The following is a 24,703-nucleotide window of genomic DNA, read 5'->3' on the forward strand; positions in this document are numbered from 1 at the left end:
GCACAGCTCGGCAATGCTTGGCGGCGCTAGCCCTGTTCAGGCCGGCGTGAGTTCAGTTCACGAGCCCGCGTTCACGGGCGACTTTCAGCGTATCGTCCAGCGCGCGTCCAAACAGATCGGCGATCTGCTTCAAATCGTCTTCGGTCGAAATCAGCGGCGGCGCGAACGCAACCGCGTCGTTCTGCAGCACGCGCAGAATGACGCCGTGCTCGTGCCCGCGCGCGACGAGATACTTTGCGAGACCGGCGGTCGTATCGAAGAATTTCTTCGGCGATTTCGACTGCACAAGTTGCACCGCCGCCAGCAATCCTTCGCCGCGCACTTCGCCCACCAGCGGATGGTTGGAATAGGACTCCAGCAACGACTGGAAGGTCGGGGTGATGCGGTTCACGTGGCCGAGAATGTCGCGCTCTTCGTAGATGCGCAGCGTCTCGAGTGCGACGGCAGCAGACACTGGATGTCCGGAATAGGTGTAGCCATGGCCGAACGTGCCGCGCTTGCCCGATTCCGCGGCGATCGATTCAAATATCGACTCGCGCATCAAGATCGCCGACATCGGCGCATAGGCGCTCGTCATCTGTTTGCCCAAGGTCATGATGTCGGGCGCGATGCCGAATTTCTCGGCGCCGAACATCGTGCCGATGCGGCCGAAGCCGGTGATGACTTCGTCGCAAATCAACAGCACGTCATGGGTTTTCAGAACGCGCTGGATCTTTTCGAAATAGGTCGCGGGCGGAACGATGACGCCGCCGGCGCCCATGATCGGTTCGGCGATGAAGGCCGCGACCGTATCGGGACCTTCTTCGCGGATCTTGGCGTCGAGCTCGTCGGCAAGACGCGTCGCGAACTGTTCTTCGCTCTCGCCGTCCTGCGCCAGTTTGTAATGATGCGGGCAACCAACGTGACGGATGCGGTCGATTGGCAGATCGAACCCGTCATAGATCGCTTTCAGCCGCGTCAGGCTGCCGGCGGCAATGGTGACGCCGTGATAGGCCTGTTCGCGCGAGATGATTTTCTTTTTCGCGGGCTTGCCGCGCGCATTGTTGTAGTACCAGACGAGCTTGATCGCGGTGTCGTTCGCCTCCGATCCTGAACTGGCGAACATGATCTTGGTCAGCGGCTTGGGCGCCAGCGCAACCAAACGTTCGGCGAGTTCGATCGTGACGTCGGCCGTCTTGCCCTGAAAGTTGTGGTAGTAGGGCAGGGTCGTCATCTGCTTGTACGCAGCATCGGCGAGACGCTTCTCGCTGAAACCCAGCCCCGCACACCATAGGCCCGACATCGCTTCGATATAGGCTTTGCCGTCGCCGTCGAAGACACGCACGCCTTCGCCGCGCGTCAGAACCATCGGCCCGTCGACCAGGTGCTGCTGCAAATTCGTGCTCGAATGCACGTACACGGCGCGATCGATCGCGCTCCAATCTTTCGCACCATCCACGGCCGGCTGGGTCACGGCGCCCTCCCAAAGGCTTATTGAACTTTATAGTCGCAAAATACAAACTAGAGCGCAAGAGGATGGTTTTGCGCCCGGCTTTGCTTCTGCTCAGCCCGGTTTATTCGGGTCCATTGAATCGCGGTTTGAGCCCGGCCGCCTTTTCCAGATGGCGGCGCATCAGATGGGCCGCCCATTCGCGGTCGGTGTCGGCCAGCTTCTCGAGAATTTCGAGATGCTCCTGCACTGAACCGACCACGCGCTCTTTGCCGTAGGTCCAGTTGTAATTGTGGAAGCGGCGCAGCTTGTTCTGCTGCTGCACAGCCAACAGAAAGAAACGGTTGCCCGACGCCGCCACGATCCGTTCGTGGAACTCAGCATTCATTTCGAAGAACTCGATCGCCGAGCGATCGAGCCAGGGCCGATCCAGCACCTGCTGGTGCCGGTCGCGCATGCGTTTGATCCAGCTTTGATCGAGCGCGAATTTCGGTTCGAGAATCGCAGCCGGCTCCAACACCATGCGGAACCGGTAGGCTTCTTCATGCGCTTCGGGCGAATCGATCGACGGCAGAAAACTCCAGCCGTGACCGGGATTTCGCTCGACCACGCCGAGCTGCGCCATCTGACTTAGAACATGAACCAGCGCCGGACGGCCGACGCCGTAGCGACGCAGCATGTCGGCTTCGGACACATACTCGGGCAGGGAGCCGGCAGTGCGATCGCGCGCAATCTGCAGATACAGCTCGTCAGCTTGCTGATCGCGCGCCGCGTGCGAATCGTCGTCTTCGATGTCTTCAACCGGGCGGCGCAGGAAATAACCGCGATTGGGCCGCGCTTCGACGTGGCCTCGTTCGGCGAGAAGTTTCAGCGCCGCGCGCACCGGCGTGCGCGAAACTTTGAAATCGGCAGCCAGCTCCAGTTCGGTGAGGTGCGAACCGGCCGGCATGGCCCGTTCCTTGGCCAGACGAAGGATCCGGCCGGCGAGTTCGGATTGAAGCTTGGTAGGCTCTGGGTCGCGAGGCATCGGTACTTTCTAGCACCAAAATTCAATTCGCTTGACGATGCATTTTGAGCACGTAAAGTACAGAACGACCCGTTATCCGCCGGTGGAGTGGTCTCTCTCTATGAATCAGCCTTATGGCGAGGCGAAAACGCCGGCCTTTCCGTTGATCGAGATGTCGGGCAGCCCGGAAGAGCGTGGCCGCCAATATGGCCGCGCTGCCGGCGACCGGATCCGTCGTTGTGCCGAAATCTATCTCGCCGCCTTCGCAGCGCAGGGGGTCAGTTGGGATCGTGCGCGCGAACTTGCGCGCGGCTTTGCAGCGCGGATCGAAGCCTATGACCCGCAGGCGATCGGCGAAATCCGCGGCATTGCCGCGGGCGCCGAACTTCCGTTCGAAGACATCGTCGCGCTGAACGCGCGCACCGAACTTCTCTATGGCGCCAGCAAAGGGCCGCCCAAGAAGAAGAAACAGGACAACGAACCCGACGGCTGCACCGGCGCCATCGTGCATGCGTCGAAGACGGCCAACGGTCATACGCTGCACGGGCAGAATTGGGATTGGCGCGATGAATGCGCCGATGTCGGTGTCGTGCTGCGCATCGCGCCCGAAAACGGTCCGCGCATTTTGTGCTTCGTCGAAGCGGGCATGCTGGCGCGCGCTGGCTTGAATGAGCACGGCGTTGCGATTACCGGAAATTTTCTCGCCTGCGAACAAGATGGCACGCGCGACGGCGTGCCGATTCCGCTGATCCGCCGCCAGGTGCTGATGGCCGACGGTCTGGCGCTTGGCATTCAGGCGGTGACGCACGCGCCGCGCGCCTTCTCGAACAATCTGATGATCAGTCACGCTGGCGGCGAGGCGGTCGACCTCGAGGGAACGCCGGAAGAGTGTTTCTGGATCATGATGGGCGAGGACGGCTTGCTGGTGCACGCCAACCATTTCATCAGCGACGCAGCGCGCGCCAAAGTGGTCGATCAGCATCTGCCGATGTCGCCCGACACGATCTATCGCGACATTCGCGTGCGCCGGCATCTCGCCAAACATGCGGGCAAGATCACCAAAGACGTGATGATCGAAGCGTTCCAGGATCGCTATGGTTGGCCGCGTTCGGTGTTGCGCTTTCCGACGCAGGGGATGGGCGGACGTATTTCGTCGACCGTTGCGACGATCATCATGGACACGACCGACAAGCGCATGTGGATCGCTCCGCGACCCTACGGCGTGCACGAATTCACCGAATACCGGCTGGACTAAACGGCCGCACGAACGAACAGGGACTGGGAAGATGAACAAAACACTCGTACTCGCCGCCGCCGTTTCAGCGTCGTTCGCCGCAAACCCGGCCATTGCGGCCGAGACGCCGGTCAAAGGTGGCGAACTGAAAGTCGCAATCGCCGAAGCGATGGAAGGAACGCGGCCCGGCATCGACGGCGGTCCGTGGCACGTGATTCAACATCACGTCGCCGAAGGTCTGGTTGGCTTTCGCGACGATCTGTCGATCGGTCCGGCCGCGGCCAAATCCTTCACCTGGTCGCCCGACGGCAAGCGCTACACGTTCGTGTTGCGCGACGGCCTGAAGTTCCATGACGGAAAGCCGGTCACGGCCGACGACGTCAAATGGGCGTGGGACAATATCTATCTCAGCGACAAAAGCGGCTATGGCTGCAAGTCGCGCTTTGACGGCTCTGGCAACATGGCCGAGCGCACGATCGGCGTGAAGATCGTCAAGATTGACGTCAAAGATCCGAAGACGGTCGAATTCACGCTCGACAAGCCGAGCGGCGTGTTGCTGCAGCTGATGTCCGAGCCGGATTGCTTGCCTGCCATCATCAGCAAGTCGTCGTTCAAAGCCGACGGTAGCTGGGACAAGCCAATTGCGACCGGTCCCTACGTGCTGGACTCGGCCGAGCATGGCCAGCCGGTCGTGCTGAAACGGTTCGACGGCTACGTGGCGCCGAACGAGAAGGGTAGCGGCTTTGCCGGTGCGCGCACCGCCTATCTCGACACGCTGAAATTCATTGTGATCAATCGCGACCTGGTGCCGGAAGCACTGAGCAAGGGCGACATCGATTTCGCGCCGCGCGTCACGGAAGAAAAATACAACGGCCTGCAGGACGTCGACGGGATCAAAGTCTCGAACGGCCCCAGCGGCACCGCGTATGCGATCCTGATGCAGAACACCGATCCGCTGTTCAAGAACAAGAAGCTGCGCCAGGCGGTTGCGCATGCGATCAACGTCAAGGAACTGGCGGAAGCGACGACGCAGGGGCGCGTGAAGCCGAACCCGTCGGCGCTGCCGCTGCAGTCGATCTTCCACACCAAAGTGCATGACGAGGGCTACAAGTTCGACCCGGCTCTGTCGAAGAAGCTGATGGCCGAGGCCAAGTATGACGGCTCGCCGATCAAGCTCGAAGCCAACCGCGATCGCTATCCGCTGATGTATCCCAACGCGCTGCTGATCAAGCGCATGCTGGAAGCCGTCGGGTTCAAGGTCGATCTGGTCGAACGCCAGTGGGACGAGCAGCTCGCCAATTACAATGCGGGCAAGTTCCAGATGCAGTCTTTCGCCTATTCGGGCCGCCGCTATCCGGAAGCGAATTACGACCATTTCGCCGGCAAGAAAGGCCTGCGTACGTCGGTCCAGTGGGAAAGCGACAAGGCAATGGCGATCCTGGATCAGGCCCGCGCTGAACCCGATCCGGCCAAGCGCAGCAAGCTGTACGAACAGATTCATAAGCTGATGATCGACGACGTGCCGGTCGTGTGGCTGAATCAGTGGGAGCTGTACGACGCCTATCGCAGCAGCGTGCACGGCTATGTGCCGTGGGTGCTGCACGAAGCGCGCTTCTGGGGCGTGTGGAAGGACAAGGCCTGATGCGATCCGCTCTCGCCGGCGCGACCGTTCTCCTTGCGCTGTTGTCCCCTCTTTTTCCCGGGGGGCCGGCAGCAGGGCAGGAGGCGGCGAAGAAAGAAATCGTGGTGCAGATCAGGTCGGACATTCGTTCGACCGAACCCGGCGTCAATCGCGACGCCGAGACCGACACGGTCATGCATCACATCGTGGAATCGCTGGTCGCGTTCAAGGAGGATCTCGACGTCGCGCCGTTGCTGGCCGCGAAAGTCGACGTTTCGCCCGATCAGCGCGTCTACACGTTCACGCTGCGCGACGGGCTATTGTTCCATAACGGCCAGCCGGTCACCTCGGCCGACGTGAAATGGAGTTGGGATCGTTGGCTCGATCCCAAGACCAATTGGATCTGCCGCGGTTCGTTTACCGGTGGCGGCAGCGGCGACGAAGAACGCGGCGTCAAGCTTGCTTCGATCGCGACGCCCGACGCCAAGACGATCGTGTTCACCTTGGACAAGCCGAGCGCGATCTTCCTGACTTTGATGGCCAGCGTCCAATGCCCGACCGCGATCGTGCACAAGGACTCAGTCAATCCTGACGGAAGCTGGAAGACGCCGATCGGCACCGGCCCGTTCAAGCTGGGCGAGTGGAAGCGCGGCGAATATGTGATGCTGGAGAAGTTCGACAAATACGTTGCGCGCAGCGATGCGCAGGATGGCTATGCCGGCAAGCGCGAAGCCAAAGTCGACCGCGTCAAGTTCATGGTGATCGCCGATCCCAACGCGGCGCGCAACGCGCTGGTGTCGGGGGACATCGACATTCTGCCGACCGTACCGCCGGCTTCAATCGAAGGTCTGCGCCTGCGCGGCACATTGCAGCTGCCCGAACATGAGCTGGTCGGGTGGACCGCGATGCTGATCCAGACCAACGATCCGCTGCTCAAAGATCCGCGCATGCGCCAGGCGATCGCCTATGCGATTGACCGCACGCAAATCGCGCAGACCGCGACGCATGGCCGTTCGAAGCCGAACGGATCGGCGGTTCCGGCGCACACCAAATATCACACGCCGTTGCACGATGAATGGCTGCCCTACGATCCGGCCAAGACCAAGGCGCTGCTGGCCGAGATCGGCTACAAGGGCGAGCTGATCAAGATCCAGACCAACCGTCGTTATGCGAACATGTTCGACAATGCGGTGGTGATCCAATCGATGCTGCATGCGGCGGGGATCAACGCGCAGCTGCAGGTGCTCGACTGGGCGACGCAATTGTCGAACTACCAGAACGGCAAATTCCAGCTCTCGGCGTTCGCCTATTCGGCGCGGCCCGATCCGTATCTCACGTATGACGGCATTATCGGCAAGAAAGCTGCACGCAAGACGGTGCAGTGGGAAAATGACGAAGCCGAAAAACTGACTCAGCAAGTCGGCATGACGACGGTGCAGGCCGAACGGCAGAAGCTGTTCGACGATCTGCACCGGCTGATGATGAAAGACGTACCGATCATCGGTCTCTACAACGGGAACACGGTCACCGGCCTGTCGCAGAAGATCAAAGGCTATCGGCCTTGGGGCATGAATATGCCGATCCTCTGGGGCGTGACGAAGGACTGACGAGCGATGCTGCGCTACGCCGCCCTTCGTCTGCTGGCCACGATTCCGACCTTGTTTCTGGTCGCGGTGATTGTGTTCGGCCTGATCCGTCTCGTACCGGGCGATCCAGCCTCGATCATGATCGGTGACTCCGCCGATCCCGACATGATCGAGCAGGTGCGCAAAAGCCTCGGCCTCGACAAGCCGGTGCTGGTGCAGTTCTTCGTCTGGCTCGGCAATCTGCTCGAAGGCGATTTCGGCCGTTCGATCACCACCGGCGAAGACATTCTGCCCGCAATGCTGACGCGGTTGCGCGTCACCGCCGGCGTGGTGCTGGCCTCGATCGTGGTCGCGCTGTTGTTCGCACTGCCGGCTGGCATCTACGCCGCCTGGCGTCAGAACAGCCGCGTCGATTTCGCGATCGTCACCGGCGTCATCGTTGCGCTGTCGGTGCCGAGCTTCTGGGTCGGCATTCTGCTGATGCTGGTGTTCGGCGTGAACCTGCATTGGTTGCCGGTGGTGGGGTATGTCTCGATCGGCGACGATTTCATCAACGGCGTGCGTTATCTGATCCTGCCGGTTGCGGCCTTGGTAATGGTCGAGATGGGCACCGTCGCGCGCATGACGCGGTCGAGCACGATCGAAGTGCTGCGCCTCGATTACATCACCCACGCGCGCGCCAAGGGCGCACCCGAGAGTCGCGTCTTGTGGAAGCACGCGTTTCCGAACGCCTTCGCACCGACTTTGACGGTGATCGGCCTATTGCTCGGTCACATGCTGGGCGGCGTTGCGGTCATCGAAACTGTTTTCACCTTGCCCGGCCTGGGACGCTTCCTCGTCGATGCGATCTCGTCGCGCGATTACCCGGTGATCCAAGGATGTTTGCTGCTCGTCGCGTTGATCCGCGTCATGGTCAATCTGCTGGTGGATCTGCTGTATCCGCTGTTCGATCCCCGGGTGCGGCTATGAGCAAGTTCAAACGCATTCTGCGCCGCCCCAATGCGGTGATCGGCATCATCTTGATCGCGATCGTGCTGCTGGCTGCGGCGGTGGGGCAGATCTGGACGCCGCACAATCCGGTCATCGCCGCAATGTCGGAACGGCTGAAGCCGCCGAGCTTGCAATATCTGCTTGGCACCGACGAATTCGGTCGCGACATCTTTTCGCGCGTGCTGGTCGCTGCAGGCGTGTCGGTGATGGTCAGTTTCGGCACAGTGCTGATGGCGGTGTCGATCGGCACCATTCTCGGCGCGGTCGCGGGCTTCGTCGGCGGCGTCGTCGACCATCTGACGATGCTGGTCACCGACGCGCTGATGGCCTTCCCGGGAATTCTGCTTGCGCTCGGCATCATGGCGATCCTCGAGCCCGATCCGACCGGCGTCATTCTGGCGTTGGGGATGGCCTATATCCCGAACGTCGTACGCGTCGTGCGCGGCCAGGTTCTGTCGATCCGCGAACGCGAATATGTCGAAGCGTCGAAAGTGATCGGCAACGGCCCGCTTTACACCGTGCTGGTGCATGTGATCCCGAACTGCATCTCGCCGCTGACCGTGCTCGCCACCTCGATGTTCGGCAGCGCCATTCTGGCCGAAAGCGCTTTGTCGTTTCTCGGTGCGGGCGTCGCGCCACCGACCCCGACCTGGGGCGGCATGTTGGCAGAGAGCCGCGCCTATATGGAGCAGGCGCCCTGGTTCTGCATTTTCCCCGGCCTTGCGATCACGATCGCGCTGCTCGGCATCAACCTGTTCGGCGACGCGCTGCGCGACTGGTTCGACCCGCGGATGAATCAGCTATGAGCAAACTTCTGACGATCGACGGTTTGACCGTCTCGTTCCCGACGCCGGCCGGCGGGCGCAACGAAGTCGTCAAACGCGCCAGCCTGACGATCGCGCCAGGCGAAGTGCACGGGCTGGTCGGTGAATCCGGTTCGGGAAAAACCATGATCGCGCGCGCGATCCTCGGTCTGTTGCCGCCGGGCGGCCGCATCGATGGCGGTTCGATCAAGTTTGACGGGCAGGAGCTGCTGGGGCTCGACAATGAGTCGTTGCGCAAGCTGCGCGGAGCCCGCATCGGCATGGTGTTTCAGGAGCCGCTGACGTCGCTGAACCCGGCGCTGCCGATCGGCAAGCAGCTGGCGGAGTCCTTGGCGCTGCACAGCGATCTCAGCGACGCGGAGATCCGCAAACGCTCGATCGAGATGCTGGCTGCATTCCGCATGCCCGATCCGGAAGGCTGTCTGTCGCGCTATCCGCACGAATTTTCGGGCGGCATGCGCCAGCGCATCATGCTTGCGTCGGTGCTGTTGCCGCGGCCGGCCTTGCTGCTCGCCGACGAACCAACCACGGCACTCGACGTGCTGGTACAAAAGCAGGTGTTGGATCTAGCGGCGTCGGTGTGTCGCGATCTCGGCACCGCGATCCTGTTGATCACGCACGATCTTGGCGTGGTTGCGAGCTATTGCGACCAGGTCACGGTGATGCGGTATGGCGAAGTGCTGAATGACGGTTCGGTCGAGCAGATTCTGCTGAACCCGTCTGATCCCTATACGCGCAAGCTGCTCGACTCGCTGCCCAAGCGCGGCGAGGGCGGACCGCGCACGACGGCGATCGGCGACGAGCTGCTACGCGTCGAGAATCTCGAGGTCCATTTCAAGAAGCGGCGCTTCTTCTGGCAGACGCCGATCGTCAAACGCGCGCTGGCCGGTGTCGACGTGTCGATTGGCAAAGGCGAGACCTTGGCCGTCGTCGGTGAATCCGGATCGGGCAAGACAACGCTCGGCCGTACCGTTGCCGGTCTCGCCAAGGCGGCGTCGGGGCGTGTGTTGTTCGACGGCACGCCGGTCGAGCAGGGCGGGCGCGCCTTGCGGTCGCGCGTGCAGATGGTGTTCCAGGATCCGTTCTCGTCGCTCGATCCGCGCTGGCGGATCGGACGCGTGGTCGGCGAAGGGCTGCGCCACACCGACGTGCCGAAGGCGGAACGCGCTGCACTGGTGCGGCAAACGTTGGTCGATGTCGGCCTGACCGAACAACATTACGACCGCTTTCCGCATGAATTGTCGGGCGGGCAGCGTCAGCGCGTCGCGATTGCGCGTGCGGTGGTGATGCGGCCGGAGCTGATCATTGCCGACGAGCCCGTGTCGGCGCTCGACGTGACGGTGCAGGCCCAGATCCTGGCCTTGTTCCGCGACCTGCAGGTCAAGTTTGGATTCTCCTACCTGTTCATCTCGCACCATCTGGGCGTGGTTGAGCAGGTGAGCGACCGCGTCGTCGTTCTGTATCAAGGCCGCGTCGTCGAAGAGGGCACGCGCGACCAGATCTTCGACGATCCGCGCCATCCCTATACACGCGCGCTATTGTCGGCGGTGCCCGACATTCGCCCGGCGCCTGGCGGCGGCTGGCATGTCGAAGTGCGCGACCTTGAACGCGTGCCGCCACCGGACGGGCGCAGTTTCATCGAAGACGGGTTGGCGCCCGTCGATCTGATCGAGATCGCGCCCGGCCATCGCATCGCCGTAGCAGCGTGATTGCGCCGCGTGATGCGCAAGCTTGGGCGGTACGAACTCGGCAAGACCGGCATCATCGCGCTGCAGGCCGATCCACGCGTCAGCTACGCGGCCTATATTCCGTCGCGCTACGACGTCGCCAAGTCCGAGACGCAGCGCTTTGATCTGATCATCGGCCAGCATGGCAGCGCGCGCTTGGTGCGCGAATATCGCAACGGCTTTGCCGACCTGGCTGAACGGCGCAATGCGTTCGTTCTGTCGCCGCTCTTTCCGATTGGGTTGGTCGAAGTGGGCGACGCGGACGGGTTCAAGCGGCTCGAATTTCGCGGCTTGCGCTATGACCTATTGTTGTGGGCGATGGTCGAGGAGCTGGAGACGCGCTACGGCGTCGCCTTCGAACGGATCGTGATCCATGGCTTTTCCGGCGGCGGACAATTCGTGCATCGCTTCGCCTATCTGCACGCGCACCGGCTGCATGCGATTTCGGTCGGTGCGCCGGGCAAGGTGACGTTGCTCGACGATGATCGCGACTGGTGGGTCGGTACGCGCGACGTCGAACGCCGCTTCGGCCGGCCGATCGACCGCGAAGCGCTGCGCCATCTGCACGTGCAGCTGATCGTCGGCGCCGACGATACCGACACGGACGAGATCACGGTCGAACCCGACTCGCCCTTGTGGATGGACGGTGCCAACGATGCCGGCGTCACGCGCATCGATCGGTTGCGTACGCTGTCCGACAATTGGAAACGCAACGGCATCGACAATGAATTGGAACTGGCCGCGGGCGTCGGGCACAAAGGCACGACGGGTATTATGGATGCGGTCAACCGGTTCTTCGACCGGGCGCTGGATGCGAAGCGCAACTAGGGCAGGGCTGGCTTCGCTGCTGTTGCTCGGGTTGACCAACATCGCCAACGCCGCGCCCGAAGATCGCCGCAAGCTCGACGAGTTCAAACGCATCGTGGCGCGCGACGACGTTGCCGAACTCGACCGCTACCGCGCCGACAATCGCACCTTGCTGGCAAGCAGCGACGCGCGGCCGCGTATCGTGTTGCTGGGTGACTCGATCCTGTTTCATTGGACCGACGACAAGCTGCCCGCACCAGCCAAGCTGAACCTGATCAATCGCGGCATCCCCGGACAGAACACCACGCAGATGCTGCTGCGCTTCGAAGACGACGTGGTTGCGCTTGCGCCCAAAACGGTCGTGCTGATGGGCGGCACCAACGATCTGCGCGTCTATGAAGGCGAACCGGCCGCCGCACGTGACGACGTTGTCGCGCGCGCGACGCGCAACCTCACCGCGATGGCCGACATTGCGCAGGCGCAAGGCATCAAAGTCATCTTGTGCACCGTGCCGCCGTTTGGTTCCGACCCGAAGCTGCAGCGCGACCTTGGCACCGTGCTGGCGCTCAACGACTGGATCCGGTCGTTCGCAAAAGCGCGCACCTATCCGGTTGCAGATACCTTCATGTCGCTTGCCGATCCGGCCGGCTATCTGCCTGTCGAGCTTGCGCCCGACGGGCTGCATCCCAACGACGAAGGCTATCGCCGCATGTGGCGGCGGCTGGAGACGGCGCTAAAGTCTTAGCGACCGACCAGCGTCGGTCGCGTCGTTGCGCTGCTATTCGTATTGACGCTGCGGTCGAGCCGTAATTCGTCGCCGGCGAACGAGCAAACGACCGTGTCGCAGAAGGCGGTTTCGATGAACCGCCAGCGCATGACGAACCGGTCCGGAGTTTCCCACGCGCCTTGCGCGACGACGCGCATCGAATCCGGCTGATAGGCGTGGTGCAACTTCGCGCCTGTCATCGTCGTCGTGCCTTCGACCGGCGTGCCCAGCCCGACCTCGATCCGGTGCGTGCCGCGCGCGTCGGTCATGGCGAAGACGCAGCGATTGGCGCTGAACTGCAGCTCGACATCGGTCACGCCGTCTTCGTTCGGTTCGATGCGCCAGCTGCGGCGTGCGTCGGCACGCGGCGACGTGGTTTCGCCTTGGGGTTTGTCGGGCAGAGCCAGCGTGCGCAGCCTTGCGGCAAGCGCCGCGTCCGTGCCGCTGCGTCCGCCGCCAAGCGCGGGAACAAGATGCGTCGCAATCGCCTGGTACAGTCGCCGGTCGCGCGGCTGCAGCCCCGCGGTGGTGACGACGACGGCGTTCAAGGCGGGCCAGATGATGCACATCTGGCCGAACAGACCCGACGCGTAATAGCCGCCATCCGCGGTCATCCACCATTGAAAGCCATAGCCGGGGCGTCGCAGCGATGCATCGATCGGACCGTCGGGACGCGTATAGCGTTTGCCGTCGAGATCGCCGATCCAGACTTCGCGCACCTGGTTGCGCGTCGCATCGCGCACCCACGCATCCCACAAAATGCGCGCGCCGTTCCAGACGCCGCCTTGCGCATGCAACAGGCCGAACTTGGCCATGTCCTCGGTCGTGCAGACGAGGCCATTGCCGCCGGTATTGTAGCCTTCGGGCGACACGTCCCACGACACCGGCCCCATACCGAGCGGATCCATCATACGTTCGCGCAGCAGATCGTAGGCGGTGCGACCGGTCACCTTGGTCACGATCGCCGACAGGATGTAGCTGGTGGCACTGCTATAGATGAAATGATCGCCGGGTACGTCGTCGACGGGTTCGGCAAGAAACAGGCGGATCCAGCTTTCCGCGCTGCCGCGCCATTCGCCGCCCGAAATGCCGGTGCGATGTCCGGTGCGCATCGTCAGCAGATCCTGCACCGTCATGGCGGCGAGATTGTCGCTGACCTTGGCCGGACGATGTTCGGGGAAGAAATCGACCACGCGGTCGTCGAAGCGCAGCAACTTGTCGTCGATCGCAACGCCGACCGCGGTCGCGGTCCAGCTTTTGGTGGAGGAATGCTGCATGTGGGGAACGTCCAGCCGGTAGGGCTGCAACGCCGCCTCGGCGATCACCGCACCGTTCTGCACGATCATCAGACTGTGCAGCTCCAGTTCGTTCGCCTGCACCTCGTCGAGAAAGCGGCTGATCCCGCCGGGATCGGTGCCTTGCGATGACGGCGTCGCGCGCGGGAGAGCGGTACCCAAAGTCAATTGCATCGTCGTGCCAATCAGAGAGATTTACGTAGCGCGTCGTCATTGCCGACGCGGTAGCCGCGGGCGCGATAGAAGCGCGCCGCGGTCGCGGTGGATTGCAAGGTGCAGCGCGTCAGCCCGTGCGAACGCGCCCAATCTTCCATTGCCGCAAGCAGCTGCTTGCTGACGCCGGTGAAGCGCGCGTCGGGGGCGACATAGTTGAGCAGAATATGCCCGTCATCGCGGATCAGTCCGAACCCGACCAAGCTGTCGTCGCGCGTCGCGACGAACGCGGCATTGGTCGCAGACTTGATCCAGTCACGCAGCTGGTCCGGCGTCTTATTCGCAAGCCACCGTTCGATACGTTCAGGATCGCCGTTGTGGTCGCGCGCGCAGAGTTCGGTGATTGAGCGGCGCAGCACCAGCGCGGCTGCTTCAGCGTCGCTTTCGACGGCGGCGCGGATCATGTCGTTGCCGCGCGTGCAGCCGCGCTGCGTCGGCGCGCACGCGTACGGCGCAGCCACATCCAGACGCCAGTCACCGCCAACAGCAACGGGACGGTCGCGGTGAGCCAGATCAGAAGACGGCCGAAGGTGCCCAGCGCGTCGCCTTTATGAATCCATAAGATCGTTTCGGGCACGTCGACCGCGGGCGGCACGTCGGCGCGGCCGTAGCGCGCGATCACTGCGCCGTCATATCCGTTGAAATAAACGCGCCCGGTCGCTTCGCCGTGTTGGTTGCCGACCACGACGGTGACGCTCTGGCCGTCTTTGCCTGCGAAGCGCACGTCGCGTGCAACGCCGCCATCGGCGAGCGCGGTTGCGACGAACGTGTCGGCGCGCAGCAACTTCGCGCCCGGCTGCACCGGCACGGCAGGGATTTTCAGGTTGCGCAGCGCCAGTCCCGCTTGCAGTTGCGGCTTGAGCGCGGTCAACGCACCGGTCGTGACCAACGGAATCAGCACGACGCAAGCGACGACGCCAATGACGCGATGCAGATCGAGCAGAGCCCGGCCGCGTCCTGCGTCGAGCTTCATCTTGAAGCCCGCTTGCAGCCCCGCGCGCCCTGGCCACCATAAAAGCGGGCCGGTGATCAGCAGAAACAGCAAATAGGTGGTGCCGAGCAAGCCGACGACGAAGCGTCCGTCGTCACCGGCGAGCAGCGCGTAGTGGAGGCGGAACAGAAGCTCGCCTGGAATTGCGGCAAGCGGCAGCACGCCAAGCACATTGCCGTTGCTGGGATCGACCGTTGCGATCCGTGCGTTGAGCGAGCCGCCAGACGAGCCCAGCCAGGCGCGATAGACGCCGTCCTTGTAAGCAGGGAGTTCGATCCGCGACACGCGCGTGTCGGGCGCAACCGCGCGCACCGCATCCAGCGCGGTCTGCACGTCGATCACAACCGGACCGCCGGAGCCGCGCAACAGCGACGGCATCAGCAGCCGATCTAGATCTTCGCGCCAAACGATCGCGAGTCCGGTCAGCGACTGCATAACGATCCAAAGACCGATCAGCAGCCCGGTCCAGCGATGGAACTTGACGAGAAAGCGACGTGTCCGCGGCGAAAGCACGGTTCAAAGATCTCCGCTGCGCGCGAGAAAGGAAAGGGCGGCATTCCGAAGAATGCCGCCCCAGGAGAACGGGAGGAGAGAGCCCGTTAGAAACGGCCCGTTAGAATCTAAACGTGGTCGAGAACTTCGCGGTGCGCGGCAGGCCGGTTGCCAGCAGCGAGCTGCCCGTCGCGGCGTAGTAGTTCTTGTCGAGCAAGTTCTCGATGTTGAAGCGGAAGGTGACGTCGGCGCCGCGGATGTCGGTCGTGTAGCGCGCGCCGATGTCATAGGTCTGGTAGCCCGGAATGTAGGCCTGGTTGGCCGCGTTCACCGCGCGTCCACCGGTGTGGAACATGCCGGCCGTCAGGCTCAGACCTTCGACCCAGGGCGTGCGGTATTCGGCGAACAGCGAAGCGGCGAAGCGCGGCGTGTTTTCCGGACGCTTGCCGATCAAGGTGAGATCCGACGTGTTGCCGACTTTGGCGTCGAGGATCATCGCAGTGGCGAAGACCGAGAACTGCGCGTTGATCTCGCCGGTGGCGCTGAATTCAAACCCTTCATACGTCGTGCGGCCGTCCTGCACGAAGACGTTGGACGAATTCAGGAACGACGCAGAACGGTCGATCGAGAAACGACCCAAAGTCAGCAGCAGCTTGTCGATGGGTTCGGCTTTGATGCCGACTTCCCACTGCGTGCTGAGCGCGGGCGGCAAGGTCTGGTTGGCGTTCGCCGCAACCAAGGGCGCAACGCCGCCTTCTTCCAGACCTTCGATATAGGTGCCGTAGAAGCTCAACCACGGAAGCACTTTGATCACGGCGCCGCCGGTCGGGCTGTTTTCCGCCGCAGAATAGCGGCCGGTTGCGGCGGTCACGCTCGAATAGATCGAGCGGCGCACGCCGACCACCATTTCAAGCCAGTCGGAATATTTCATCCGATCGAAGACATAGAGGCCTTTGTCGTCGATCTTCTGCGGGTTGGTGATGCTGCGTGCGGCCGGCATCACGACTTCGGCATGTTCGATCGGCGCGTAGAGATTCTGTGCCAGGTTGGTCGCGTTGTTGGTGACCGGCACATATTGCTTTCGCACGTTGCGCGTGCCGCCGAACGAGATCTCATGCTCCAGAATCCAGGTCTGGAAGGCGCCTGCGAATTCCGCGCGGTAGTTGACGTTGCGATACTCACCCTTGTTGGTGAAGGTCACGTTCGTCGTGCCGGCGCCGGTCGCCAGATTGTAGTTCTGGAACACCGGGAAGCGGCGGTCGCGATTGAGATACGACTCGCCGGCCTCGAGCGTCACCGACCAGTTCGGCAGAAACTTGTAGTCGACATGCGCTAGGAAGTTGTTCGAGTCGGCGTCGGTATACATCCACTTGTCGCCGAGATTGCTTGAGTTGCTCGGCGTCGGCGGCAGCACCAGCGGCACGCGCGCCGCGATCTGCGCCGCCGTCAAGGTCGGCAGGCGAATGATCGCGACTTCGCTGACTTTTTTGTGGATGTGTTCGGCATCCAGTTTGACGTGGAAATTCTCGAACGGGTCGACGTCGATTGCGACTGCATAGAGACGGCGATTGCCGTCGACTTTGTCGATGCCGTAGTCCAGGCCCGATTCGACTGCGTTGACGCGAATGCCGACCTTGTCGTCGACGAAGCGGCGGCTCATGTCGGCATGGCCGCCGATCGTGCCGTGATTGTTGCCGAACAAAGTCAGATCGTTGATCGGGCTGTTGGTCGGACGTTTGGTCGTCATGTTGACGATGCCCGACGGCGGCACGAATCCGTAATAGATCGCAGCCACGCCTTTCAGAACTTCGACGCGTTCTTTGTCTTCCAGCGGCAGGTCGATCAGGTTGACGGTCGGCAGGCTGCCATTGAGACGGTACGAGCTGCGCGCTTCGAAATTGATGCCGCGTGCTTGCAGGTTGCTCGCGACTGACGGGCCGACCTGGCTCATCGTCACGCCGGCCGAGTTGCGCACCGCGTCGAACAGGTTGGTCGCCTGCTGCGCTTCAATGATTTCGCGCGGAATGACCGTGACCGTCAGCGGCGTGTCGAGCTGGCGCGCGTTGCGGAACGTGCCGGCCTGCACGTAGTTGGCGCTAAAGCTTTTCTTGCGGTCGGCGGTGATCAGAATTTCTTCGAGCTGCGGACCGTCAGCAGCGGCGAGCTGTGCGGCGGCCGGGACGGGCGCGATACCGCCGAAGAGAAGCGCCAGCGCGCTTGCTCCATGCTTCAGGTTGGAACGACGTGCCCAGTTCGCGCGACCAAGATCCCGCATGCCCAATACCCCCTGCTCAAGACCCTCGGGCGGTTCCGCCTCTGGTTCGAACTTTGACCTTTGAGTCTACAAAAGACAATACATTGCTTATTCGAGGGCGTTGGGGACCGAAAGAAAGGTATTTTCGGTGCGAAAATGCCACCTCAAGCTGCGAACCGCCAAGCTGAGAGCAATTCTCGTTTTCGTCTAGGGAAATTTACCCGGCGACCCGGGATGAGGCTCAAGCCTCGATCAGGTCGACTTCCATCAAGTGCCGCCAATCCGGCGCGGCGCTGGCGAAGCGCGCCGGGCCACGTGGACGGAGCAGGGTCTGCGACGGCGTCTCGCCGAACAGACGTCGATAGTCGCCGGCAAACCGGCCGAGCTCGTAAAAGCCGTGCGCGTGCGCGACTTGCCGGATCGTCGTCGATTGCGGATCGGCCGAACGCAACGTTGCGTGCACCTGGCTCAAGCGCAGACGCTGCAGCGCAAGTTTCGGCGGCCGGTCGAGTGTGTCGTTGAAGGCGCGCTGGATCGTCGAACGCGAGATGCAGAGTTCGCTGCAGATCTTGTGGATGTCGACGGGCACACCGGCATGGGCGCGCACATAGTCTTCGACGCGGCGCACCAGCTCCATACCGTTGCGCACGGGCGGGATGTAGCGACCGCCATGCACCGAGTCCGAGGTCTGCACTAGAAACGCGTGCAGGAATTGTTCTTTCAACTGCGTCTGCAGCGGCGCAGCCAACGGCGTCGCGGCTTGCTGCAAAAGACCGATCGATTGGCTGAGCCGGCGCGTCGCGGCATGCCGTATATGCGGCGCTGCGCGGTAGCGAACTGAATGCTCCCAGTATTTGCCTTCATCGAGATGATATTGCGCGCCGGCTGCAGCCAGCTCGTCCAACGTCATGTCGATCGTGACGTAGGAGGTCGATCCGGCGAAGCGACCATCCTGTTCGTCGTTGCGCGGGAACACGAAGATGTCGCCTTGCAACGCTTCTTGTTGCCACTGACTGATCTGACCCGACGGCGACAGGATCATCGCCAGCACGACGCGGTCGGTCGACAGAATGCCGCGCATCCGAATGTCGTTCTCGGTCTCGAAGCGGCCGGCGCTGACTTGCATCGCGCCGAGATCGGCGTGGAGCAGTTGGCCGCGGCAATAGCCAGGATCGAGCTGCGTCGTACGCAGATCGGCGCCCATCACGACGGCGCTCAAATCTTCGAAACTGACGACGTTGCGCGAAACGACGAGTCCCGACATCGGGCGCGGCCCCTCCGTGGCTTACGAGAAATCGTGCCACAGCAGCGGTTATCCGCAAACGGCCGATTGCCGGCCGGTGCGATGAAGCGGGGTTACTGGACCGGCGTGCGGCTATCGCGCCAGCGAAACGCCCAAGCAGTTCCGTATGGCACGCTGGGAACCGGCTCGATCGATTGCAGCCATTTCGCCGCGATTGTGGGACGTTGTGCAAACCACAGCGGAAGGTCGGGTAATTCGGCGGCCTCGAGCTGCTGCAGCGCGCGCCAGACTTGCGCTCGCGCCGCCGGGTCGCAAACCGTCGCCAACTGGTCGAGCAGCGCGTCCATCTGCGGCGAACGATAGCCGCTGAAATTCACGCCGGCATGGCCGTTGGTGTCATCGGGCACCGAGCTGCTGTGGCGCAGTGCGCGCGGCGGCACGTCAGGCTCCTGCACATAGTGAGTCAGCGCCACGCCTGCGATGGTTCGCTTCGGAAGCATTTCGCCGAACAGCACGCGCGGCTCGACCAGGCGAATATGCGCGGCGACGCCCAGCTTGCCCCAGTCGGCGGCGATCACCTGCACCGCCAATTCGCGCTCGCGGTTGCCCGCAGTGGTGACGATTTCGAACTCAAGCCGCTTGCCGTTCTTGTCACGGCGCACGCCGTCAGTGCCGCGACGCCAACCTGCTTCTTCGAGCAGCGCGTTGGCGCGCGCGGGATCGTGCCCGTACGACTCGACATTGGCGGCGTAGGGCAGGATCGGACTCGTCGACGACGTCGCTGCTTTGGCTTTCCCCGCCAGCACCGTGCGCAACAGCGCGTCGCGATCGAGTCCGTAGGCCAATGCGCGCCGCACGCGCAGATCGGCAAAGCGCGGATCGTCCAACGGCCAGGTCAGGCGCGAGAAGGCAAGCGTGTCCTGCCACAGAACTTGAAACCGGTCGCTGTGGCGTTGCTCGATTTCGAGTGCCTGTTCGGTGCCGAGTCCCGCTTCGCCGGGAACCAGATCGACTTCGCCAGCCAGCAACGATGCGCGCAACGCGGCGCCACTGCCGCGCACGCTGACGATCAACCGGTCGAAGAAAGCGGGCGGGCCGGGCCAATGCGGATTGCGCGCCAGCAACAGACGTTCGCCCGGTTCGAGCCGTTCGACGCGATAGGCGCTCCAGGACAGGCCGGGCGTTGCGGGCGCCGTGTCGAAGCGCGTCGCTGCGCGATAGTCGTCCGGGTTGGCGAGAAATACCGGGCGCTCGATATGCGCCGGCAGAAGATGGATCGGCAACGCAGCCGCGTCGCAACGATGACCGTTCCGCTGCAGCACGATCGTGCGCGCATCCCGTGCAGTGATGCCGACAATCTCGTCGCGATAGAGCGAGCCATGCACGATGCCGCTCGCCGAGGCGCGTCCAACTTCCAGCGTGAAAGCGAAATCGTCGAGCCCGACTTTGACTCCGTCGTCCCAGGCCAGCCCGTCGCGCAAGGTCAGTACGACATCGTCATTGGCGCCGTTGCGTTCGATGCGCGGTGCGCCTTCGCAAGCCAGGCACACAGGTTCGAGCTTGGAGTCGTAGCCGACCAGCTGCGGTCGCGCCGGCGCCAACACCAGGCTCTTCGCCATGTCGTCGCCGATTGCGGGATGCAGATTGTTGGGGAACTGCGTTACCGCAATGCGCAGCGTATGCAGCGACGGCGCCTTGTTGGGCGTCGGCCACAAAGAATAAGCGGCGACCGCGACCAGCGCGACCGCCGCTAGAGCGATCTTCTTCTTGTTCACGTCGAACAACTTGTTCCGAACCGCGCCCGGATCAAGCGCTGCGAACGGACCTGTTCACGCTGTGCTTACGCTGCAGCCTCGCGTCCGGAGGCCGCGTAGGCGATCGGCCGATCGCCGCGAACGGTCGTGCGATACAAGGTGCGCCGCTCGCTGGCCGGGCACCCGGTCGCGAGATGCATCGTCGACCGGTTGTCCCAGAAGACGAGGTCGTGATCGCGCCATTTGTGGCGATAGTGAAAGCGCGGTTCGACGGAATGCGCGAACAGCCGGTCGAGCAGGCTACGGCTTTCGCCGTCGTCCAGCTCGTTGATGCGCGTGGTGAAACCTTCGCTGACGAACAACGCCGCGCGGCCGGTTACCGGATGCGCGCGCACGACCGGGTGATTGACCGGCGGCACGGTCGCGGCGGTGGCTGCGTCGATTTTGCGGTCCGGATTGACCGCGGCCTGCGCCTTGTTGCGCGCGACATAGGAATGTTCAGCGGTGAGGCCGATCAATTTCTGCTTGGTCTCGTCGTCGAGCGCGTCATAGGCGGCGCGCATGTCGGTGAAGATCGTGTCGCCCGATCCGTCTTTCGGCAGCTCCTGCGCATGCAGCAACGAACCCAGGCTGGGTTCGGCCAAATAGGACAGATCCGAATGCCAATATTTGCCCGCGTCGGCGAGGCCGATCGGCGTGCCGTTTTCGATCACGTTCGACACGATCAGAATCTCGGGATGGGCCGCGTGGTGATAGCGCTTCTGCACATGCACTTCGAGCCCGCCAAAGCGACGGCTGACCTCGACATGGCGGTCGGGACTCAACTTGCTCTGGTCGCGAAACACCAACAATCCGCGCAGCGCCAGCAGGCGTTGCAAGGTTGCAATCGTCGCGTCGTCGAGATCTTGCCCAAGATCCAGGTCGAGGATCTCGGTGCCGAGCGACGGAGTCAGGTCAACGAACTTGGTCATCAGCTTCCTGCCTTCTCATGCAGCTCGGGGAAGAACAGCTCTTCCCATTGGGACGGTGCAACCGGAATCTGTCCGGTGCGGGCCTGGAACGCCGCAAACTTCAAGACGTTTTCGGGCGCCGTCGTGTAGTGGATGCGTGGATCGCGGATCAGTGCTTCGACCTCGTCGATCGATTGCGGCGATTTCTCCGCTGCGATGTACAACGCCGCCGCCTGTCGCGGTTGCGACTGGATGAATCGGTTCGCCTCGTCCAGCGCCTGCACGACCGCGCGCGCCACTTGCGGATTGGCGTCGTGCCATTTCTTGGTTCCGTACAGAACGTTGAATGTGTGCGGACCGCCCAGCACGTCGTAACTCGACAGAACGCGATGCACACGCGGATCTTTCTGCTGCAACGACTGGAAGGGCGGGCTGGTGAAGTGCGCCGACACGCCGGCGCCGCCCGACAGCAACGCCGCCGTCGCATCGGGATGGGTCAGACCGACCGTCAACGTATCCAGCTTGGCGAACTGGCCCGGACCGAAGGCTTGTTCCGCCGCCATCTGCAACACGATGGCCTGGAACCCGACTTTGGGCGCGGGCAGCGCGATCCGGTCCTTGTCGCTGAAGTCTTTCAACGTGCGGACGTTCGGATTGTTGGTGTTCAATTCGTTCGGCACCGAGCCCAGCGCTGCCAACGCGCGCACGTCGATCGAATTGCGCGTCTTGGCCCAGATCGTAATGAAGGGCGGCACACCGGCCGAGACGAGATCGATCGTGCCCGACAGCAAGGCTTCGTTGGTAAAGCTGCCGCCCGACACGACGCGCCATTCGATCTTGAGATCTTTGACGCCGTTCTCGGTGGCAAACCGTTCGATCAGCTTCTGTTCTTTGGCGACGATCATCGGCAGGTACGACAGACCGAATTGCTGCGAGATGCGCAGCTCGGTCGCGCTTGCGGAGACTGCAAGTACAAGGCTCAGCGCGATTGCGAAAATTGTTTTCATCGTGCGGTGCTCCGGCGTTGGGCGCGTTCGATCAATTCGGCAGCGCGCCGTGCGGCTTGCGTGGAAGAAAATACGCGCTGTTCGAGCGTCGCGAAACGATTGTCGGAAACGAAGAAGCGGAATCCGCGTCGTTGACGCACGGCGATCCCGGCGACGGCGGTTGCCGTCTCGATTACGAATGCATCGGTCATGAAACTCTCGGGGACGAAAGAAGGAGAACGCGCGTCAGCGCGTACGAAATTCAGCGTCGGTGAGAGCAGGGACACATCAAGCAGACCATGCGCAGCTCCGTTCAGAACGGTTGCGGGCCCACGGATTCAGTGTCCGTGGCGCTTTAGCATTGGTGACGCGGCGCAAGCTGCCCAATCAAAAACCGCGATGGAGTCGCCTCCACGGATCTACGTTCGCAGGACGTAATCGTGTACGCAATTACAAAGTTAACGAGTTATTTTAGATAGGCCACTGCTTCAATGACGTTGCCGTCGAAATCCACCACGACGGTGCCGTAATAGCGCTCGTTGAGGTCGGGGCGCGGCCCGGCGGGCCGGCGGATGGTGGCGCCGTTCGCGCGCGCCGCTTCGCACAGCGCATCAACCTGATCGGTCGACGCGGCCGAAAACGCGACATGCGTGCCGCCACCCGCAATCGTGACGCCCGGCGCCTGCTGATAGAGATAGAACCATTCGGTACCGTTGGGGCCGAACGAAACGCTTTCGGCATCGCGCTTGGTCACGCCGGCGCCGACGCAGGCAAGCAAGGAGGAAAAGAACGCAGCGCCGCGATCGAGATCCGACGTGCCGAGTGAAACGTGATCGAACATGAACTTCCCTCTGCAATCGAGGGGCGACTCTAGCGACGCGGCGACGCCTTGTTTGTGCGAAGACCGGTCGCTAGACGCGTAGAAAACGCGCGTAGGCCGCGCCGAAGGACCAAGATGAACGCCGACGATCTCGACAGTTTCGACCTCGCGCTGTTGCGCGAAGTCCAGAGCGACAACCAGATCACCAGCGCCGCGTTGGCCGAGCGGGTGAATCTATCGCCCTCGGCCTGCTTGCGCCGGCTGCAGAAGCTGCACGAGTCGGGATTGATCCGGCGCGACGCCGCGCTGCTCGACTATGCCGCGCTGGGACGCGGTCTGACCGTGATGACCTTGGTCGCGCTGAAAGTCGAAACGTCGGGGCTGGGGACAGGCTTCGCCGCACGCGTCGGCGCGCACGCCTATGTCACGCAATGTATGTCGGTCACCGGCGAATTCGATTTCGCGCTGACCTTACGTCTGACCTCAATGCAGGAATACGAGCGGTTCATCGAAGCAGAGCTGCTGAACGACGCCAATGTCGCGCGCTTCGTCACTTTGGTCGGGTTGAAAGAAACCAAGTTCGAAACCGCGATCCCGCTCGATCACCTCCGGCGCTAGCGAATGGGCGGTGCGTAGAGCAAGCCGCCTTTGTTCCACTGCGCGTTCAAACCGCGATCGAGTTTTAGCGCCGATCCCTTGCCGACATTGCGCTCGTAGATCTCGCCGTAATTGCCCACCTGCTTGATCGCGTTGCGTGCCCAGCCGTCTTCAAGGCCCAGCGGCTTGCCCATCGAACCGGTGTAGCCCAACAGGCGCTGCAATTCGGGCGAGGTCGTCTTGGCGAAACTGTCGATATTGGCCGACGTGACGCCCGACTCTTCGGCCTGGATCAGCGCGAACACAGTCCATTTCAGAATGTCGAACCACTGGTCGTCGCCGTGCCGCACCGCCGGCGTCAGCGGCTCCTTCGAAATCAGCTCGGGTAGGATCACGTAGTCGTCGGGGTTTTTCACCATCGACGCACGAAAGCTCGCGAGCTGCGAAGCATCGGCGCTCAACGCGTCGCAACGGCCGCCGAAAAAGGCGTGCGCACCGTCTTCTTCTTTTTCGGTGGTCAACGTGCGCAGCGAAATACCGTTGGCGCGCGCATAGTCGGCGATGTTCTGGTCGTTGGTGGTGCCGCTGCCAGTGCAGACCGTGGCGCCGTTGAGCGACTTGATCGAGGTGACGTTGGCCGACTTCTTCACCAGAAAGCCCTGGCCATCGTAATAGACGGTCGGGCCGAAATTGATGCTGTTGCCCGCGTCGCGTCCCATCGTCCAGGTCAGGTTGCGCGACAGCACGTCGACTTCGCCGGTCTGCAGCGCCGTGATGCGTTGCTGGGTCGATAGCGGTACGAAACGCACTTTGGTCGCGTCGCCGAACACGGCGGCGGCGACGGCGCGGCAGACATCGACGTCGAGGCCTTTCCAGGCACCGCGTTCATCGGGCGCGCTGAAACCGGGCAGGCCGCTGCTGACACCGCAGAGCAACTGTCCGCGTGCACGGACCGTATCGATCGTCGCGGCGGAGGCGTCTGCGCCCGAAATTGCAGCAAATCCAAGCAAGGCGAGAGCGAGCAGACGCATCGAGAATCCTCCGTGGCAGGCGCGCCGACTGTGCCGTCCGCTTGCTAGGTTGAGAAGCCCTGGTCATGGTTCGGGGGTCGATTGGAG

22 protein-coding genes are annotated in these 24,703 nt (G+C 62.7%); 9 read left to right on the forward strand and 13 right to left on the reverse strand.

Features of this window, described 5'->3' with window-relative positions; all coding sequences use genetic code 11:
* Positions 1-52: 52 nt before the first annotated feature.
* Together TMPK1_RS02370 and TMPK1_RS02375 are read right to left on the reverse strand one after the other, a co-directional pair.
* Positions 53-1,453: an aminotransferase gene (locus tag TMPK1_RS02370; protein ID WP_420241198.1), complete on the reverse strand. Its 1,401-nt coding sequence runs from the start codon at positions 1,451-1,453 to the stop codon at positions 53-55.
* 100 nt (positions 1,454-1,553) lie between these two features.
* Positions 1,554-2,456, reverse strand: coding sequence for a GntR family transcriptional regulator (locus tag TMPK1_RS02375; protein WP_420241199.1), 903 nt, complete (start codon positions 2,454-2,456; stop codon positions 1,554-1,556).
* Between the two features lie 100 nt (positions 2,457-2,556).
* Between TMPK1_RS02375 and TMPK1_RS02380 the strand changes: the two genes are divergently transcribed.
* From TMPK1_RS02380 to TMPK1_RS02415, 8 genes are all read left to right on the forward strand, one after another.
* Entirely contained in the window at positions 2,557-3,690 is a 1,134-nt protein-coding gene (locus TMPK1_RS02380; protein ID WP_420241200.1) for a C45 family autoproteolytic acyltransferase/hydrolase, read from the forward strand.
* Between the two features lie 31 nt (positions 3,691-3,721).
* The gene (locus tag TMPK1_RS02385; protein ID WP_420241201.1) at positions 3,722-5,311 is read left to right on the forward strand and encodes an ABC transporter substrate-binding protein; all 1,590 of its coding nucleotides are present in this window, start codon (positions 3,722-3,724) and stop codon (positions 5,309-5,311) included.
* Between the two features lie 104 nt (positions 5,312-5,415).
* A complete protein-coding gene (locus TMPK1_RS02390) occupies positions 5,416-6,897 on the forward strand; it encodes an ABC transporter substrate-binding protein (protein WP_420241203.1) in 1,482 nt (493 codons plus the stop codon).
* A gap of 6 nt (positions 6,898-6,903) precedes the next feature.
* Positions 6,904-7,845, forward strand: coding sequence for an ABC transporter permease (locus TMPK1_RS02395; protein ID WP_420241204.1), 942 nt, complete (start codon positions 6,904-6,906; stop codon positions 7,843-7,845).
* The gene (locus TMPK1_RS02400; protein ID WP_420241205.1) at positions 7,842-8,672 is read left to right on the forward strand and encodes an ABC transporter permease; all 831 of its coding nucleotides are present in this window, start codon (positions 7,842-7,844) and stop codon (positions 8,670-8,672) included. The genes TMPK1_RS02395 and TMPK1_RS02400 overlap by 4 nt, the downstream gene beginning before the upstream one ends.
* Positions 8,669-10,399 (forward strand): dipeptide ABC transporter ATP-binding protein, encoded by a 1,731-nt coding sequence (locus TMPK1_RS02405; protein ID WP_420241206.1) that lies wholly within the window; start codon positions 8,669-8,671, stop codon positions 10,397-10,399. Before TMPK1_RS02400 ends, TMPK1_RS02405 begins: the two co-directional genes overlap by 4 nt.
* A 12-nt stretch (positions 10,400-10,411) precedes the next feature.
* Positions 10,412-11,245 carry a hypothetical protein gene (locus TMPK1_RS02410; protein ID WP_420241207.1) on the forward strand — a complete coding sequence of 278 codons (834 nt, stop codon included), beginning with the start codon at positions 10,412-10,414 and terminating at the stop codon, positions 11,243-11,245.
* Positions 11,229-11,969, forward strand: coding sequence for a GDSL-type esterase/lipase family protein (locus TMPK1_RS02415; RefSeq protein WP_420241208.1), 741 nt, complete (start codon positions 11,229-11,231; stop codon positions 11,967-11,969). Before TMPK1_RS02410 ends, TMPK1_RS02415 begins: the two co-directional genes overlap by 17 nt.
* Here TMPK1_RS02415 and TMPK1_RS02420 read toward each other — a convergent pair.
* The 10 genes from TMPK1_RS02420 to TMPK1_RS02465 all read right to left on the reverse strand — a co-directional run bounded on the left by TMPK1_RS02420 (position 11,966) and on the right by TMPK1_RS02465 (position 23,009).
* Positions 11,966-13,459 (reverse strand): serine hydrolase domain-containing protein, encoded by a 1,494-nt coding sequence (locus TMPK1_RS02420; RefSeq protein WP_420241209.1) that lies wholly within the window; start codon positions 13,457-13,459, stop codon positions 11,966-11,968. The genes TMPK1_RS02415 and TMPK1_RS02420 overlap by 4 nt on opposite strands.
* A gap of 11 nt (positions 13,460-13,470) precedes the next feature.
* Positions 13,471-13,902, reverse strand: coding sequence for a GNAT family N-acetyltransferase (locus TMPK1_RS02425; protein WP_420241210.1), 432 nt, complete (start codon positions 13,900-13,902; stop codon positions 13,471-13,473).
* Positions 13,899-15,002, reverse strand: coding sequence for a PepSY-associated TM helix domain-containing protein (locus TMPK1_RS02430; protein ID WP_420241211.1), 1,104 nt, complete (start codon positions 15,000-15,002; stop codon positions 13,899-13,901). The genes TMPK1_RS02425 and TMPK1_RS02430 overlap by 4 nt, the downstream gene beginning before the upstream one ends.
* A 100-nt stretch (positions 15,003-15,102) precedes the next feature.
* Entirely contained in the window at positions 15,103-17,256 is a 2,154-nt protein-coding gene (locus TMPK1_RS02435; protein WP_420241212.1) for a TonB-dependent siderophore receptor, read from the reverse strand.
* Positions 17,257-17,476: 220 nt separating this feature from the next.
* The gene (locus TMPK1_RS02440; RefSeq protein WP_420241213.1) at positions 17,477-18,499 is read right to left on the reverse strand and encodes a helix-turn-helix domain-containing protein; all 1,023 of its coding nucleotides are present in this window, start codon (positions 18,497-18,499) and stop codon (positions 17,477-17,479) included.
* A 92-nt stretch (positions 18,500-18,591) separates the two neighbouring features.
* Positions 18,592-20,253: a peptide ABC transporter substrate-binding protein gene (locus tag TMPK1_RS02445; RefSeq protein WP_420241214.1), complete on the reverse strand. Its 1,662-nt coding sequence runs from the start codon at positions 20,251-20,253 to the stop codon at positions 18,592-18,594.
* Positions 20,254-20,318: 65 nt separating this feature from the next.
* A complete protein-coding gene (locus TMPK1_RS02450) occupies positions 20,319-21,203 on the reverse strand; it encodes a TauD/TfdA dioxygenase family protein (protein WP_420241215.1) in 885 nt (294 codons plus the stop codon).
* The gene (locus TMPK1_RS02455; protein ID WP_420241216.1) at positions 21,203-22,189 is read right to left on the reverse strand and encodes an ABC transporter substrate-binding protein; all 987 of its coding nucleotides are present in this window, start codon (positions 22,187-22,189) and stop codon (positions 21,203-21,205) included. Before TMPK1_RS02455 ends, TMPK1_RS02450 begins: the two co-directional genes overlap by 1 nt.
* Positions 22,186-22,380, reverse strand: a complete 195-nt coding sequence (locus TMPK1_RS02460) for a hypothetical protein (RefSeq protein WP_420241217.1) — start codon at positions 22,378-22,380, stop codon at positions 22,186-22,188. Before TMPK1_RS02460 ends, TMPK1_RS02455 begins: the two co-directional genes overlap by 4 nt.
* A gap of 254 nt (positions 22,381-22,634) precedes the next feature.
* Complete coding sequence (locus TMPK1_RS02465) at positions 22,635-23,009, reverse strand: VOC family protein (protein ID WP_420241218.1); 375 nt, start codon at positions 23,007-23,009, stop codon at positions 22,635-22,637.
* Between the two features lie 114 nt (positions 23,010-23,123).
* Here TMPK1_RS02465 and TMPK1_RS02470 point away from each other — a divergent pair, with 114 nt between their 5' ends.
* Positions 23,124-23,606 carry an Lrp/AsnC family transcriptional regulator gene (locus TMPK1_RS02470; protein ID WP_420241219.1) on the forward strand — a complete coding sequence of 161 codons (483 nt, stop codon included), beginning with the start codon at positions 23,124-23,126 and terminating at the stop codon, positions 23,604-23,606.
* Here TMPK1_RS02470 and TMPK1_RS02475 read toward each other — a convergent pair.
* Positions 23,603-24,616, reverse strand: a complete 1,014-nt coding sequence (locus tag TMPK1_RS02475; protein ID WP_420241220.1) for an amino acid ABC transporter substrate-binding protein — start codon at positions 24,614-24,616, stop codon at positions 23,603-23,605. The genes TMPK1_RS02470 and TMPK1_RS02475 overlap by 4 nt on opposite strands.
* Positions 24,617-24,703 lie beyond the last annotated feature (87 nt).

The organism is Roseiterribacter gracilis, assembly GCA_018332375.1.
In the GTDB taxonomy this organism is placed as follows: domain Bacteria; phylum Pseudomonadota; class Alphaproteobacteria; order BOG-932; family Roseiterribacteraceae; genus Roseiterribacter; species Roseiterribacter gracilis.